Below are 2182 nucleotides of genomic sequence, written 5' to 3'. Positions count from 1 at the left end.
ACATCTGCACCGCCCAGGTGCTGCTGGCCAACATCGCCAGCATGTTCGCCGTCTACCACGGCCCGCAGGGCCTGCTGCGCATCGCCCGGCGCACCCACCGGCTGACCGCGATCCTCGCCGCCGGCCTGGAGCGCCTGGGCGTGGCCGTCGAGCAGAAGCATTTCTTCGACACCCTGAGCCTGGCCACCGGCGCGCGTACCGCGGCGATCCATGCCAAGGCCCGCGCCGCCGGGATCAACCTGCGCGAGATCGATGCCGGCCGTCTCGGCCTGTCGCTCGACGAGACCGTCCGCCAGGCCGATGTGGAGACCCTCTGGGGCCTGCTGGCCGAAGAGGGCCAGGCGCTCCCGGACTTCGCCGCCCTTGCCGCCAGCAGCGGGGACCGCCTGCCGGTCGCGCTGCTGCGCCAGTCGGCGATCCTCAGCCACCCGGTCTTCAACCGCCATCACTCGGAAACCGAGCTGATGCGCTACCTGCGCAAGCTGGCGGACAAGGACCTGGCGCTGGACCGCACGATGATCCCGCTGGGCTCCTGCACCATGAAGCTGAACGCCGCCAGCGAGATGATCCCGGTGACCTGGGCCGAATTCGGCAACCTGCACCCGTTCGCCCCGGCCGAGCAGAGCGAAGGCTACCGCCAGCTCACCGACGAACTGGAGGCGATGCTCTGTTCCGCCACCGGCTACGACGCCGTGTCGTTGCAGCCCAACGCCGGCTCCCAGGGCGAGTACGCCGGCCTGCTGGCGATCCGTGCCTACCACCAGAGCCGCGGCGACAGCCAGCGCGACATCTGTCTGATCCCGTCCTCCGCCCACGGTACCAACCCGGCTACCGCCAGCATGGTCGGCATGCGCGTGGTGGTGGTGGCCTGCGACGCGCGCGGCAACGTCGACGTCGAGGACCTGCGCAACAAGGCCAGCGAGCACAAGGAACGCCTGGCCGCACTGATGATCACCTATCCGTCCACCCACGGCGTGTTCGAGGAAGCGATCCGCGAGATCTGCGCCATCGTCCACGACTGCGGTGGCCAGGTGTACATCGACGGCGCCAACATGAACGCCATGGTCGGCCTGTGCGCCCCGGGCAAGTTCGGTGGCGACGTTTCCCACCTGAACCTGCACAAGACCTTCTGCATCCCCCACGGCGGCGGCCCGGGCGTCGGCCCGATCGGCGTGCGCGCGCACCTGGCGCCGTTCCTCCCCGGCCACGCTCGCGGCGAGCGCAAGGAAGGCGCGGTGAGCGCGGCGCCGTACGGTAGCGCGAGCATCCTGCCGATCACCTGGATGTACATCCGCATGATGGGCGGCGAAGGTCTCAAGCGTGCCTCGGAAATGGCCATCCTCAACGCCAACTACATCGCCCACCGCCTGGAGGAGCACTACCCGGTGCTCTACGCTGGCGGCAACGGCCTGGTCGCCCACGAGTGCATCCTCGACCTGCGTCCGCTCAAGGACAGCAGCGGGATCAGCGTCGACGACGTGGCCAAGCGCCTGATGGACTTCGGCTTCCATGCGCCGACCATGTCCTTCCCGGTGGCCGGCACGCTGATGATCGAGCCCACCGAGAGCGAGTCGAAGGCCGAGCTGGACCGTTTCTGCGACGCGATGATCCGCATCCGCGAGGAAATCCGCGCGGTGGAACGCGGCGAGCTGGACAAGGAAGACAACCCGCTGAAGAACGCGCCGCACACCGCCGCCGAGCTGCTGGGCGAATGGAACCACGCCTACAGCCGCGAGCAGGCCGCCTATCCGCTGGCCAGCCTGGTGGAGGCCAAGTACTGGCCGCCGGTGGGCCGTGTCGACAACGTCTACGGCGACCGCAACCTGACCTGCTCCTGCCCGCCCATCGAGGCGTACAGCGAGGAGTGACGGACGAGGAGGGCGCCGCCAGCGGCGGCGTCCTTCCGTTTCCGGCGATACCCCTTTCCCGGCGCCGCGCTTGCGTAGCGGCGCCGCGGCCACGCTCGCGCCAGCGGGCGTCCTGACACCGACACGACAAGAGGCCAGCGCCATGTTCAGCAAGCACGACCAGCTCCAGGGCTACGACGACGAACTGCTCGCCGCGATGGATGCCGAAGACCGGCGGCAGGAAGACCACATCGAACTGATCGCCTCGGAGAACTACGCCAGCAGGCGGGTCATGCAGGCGCAGGGCAGCGGCCTGACCAACAAGTATGCCGAGG

General features: G+C 69.0%; 1 protein-coding gene and 1 pseudogene. Both read left to right on the top strand.

The window, feature by feature from the left end:
• The coding region (gene gcvP, locus HMPREF2886_RS19630) for an aminomethyl-transferring glycine dehydrogenase (protein WP_070748134.1) at positions 1–1868 on the top strand (1868 nt) is incomplete at its 5' end.
• 142 nt (positions 1869–2010) lie between these two features.
• Positions 2011–2182, top strand: a pseudogene (gene glyA / locus HMPREF2886_RS33560) (serine hydroxymethyltransferase); the annotation flags it as partial.

Origin of the sequence: Pseudomonas sp. HMSC066A08 (assembly GCF_001813025.1) — a bacterium.
GTDB lineage: Bacteria > Pseudomonadota > Gammaproteobacteria > Pseudomonadales > Pseudomonadaceae > Pseudomonas > Pseudomonas aeruginosa.
The sequence above is the reverse complement of the archived record's forward strand: the minus strand, read 5'-3'. Positions and strand labels throughout refer to the sequence as shown.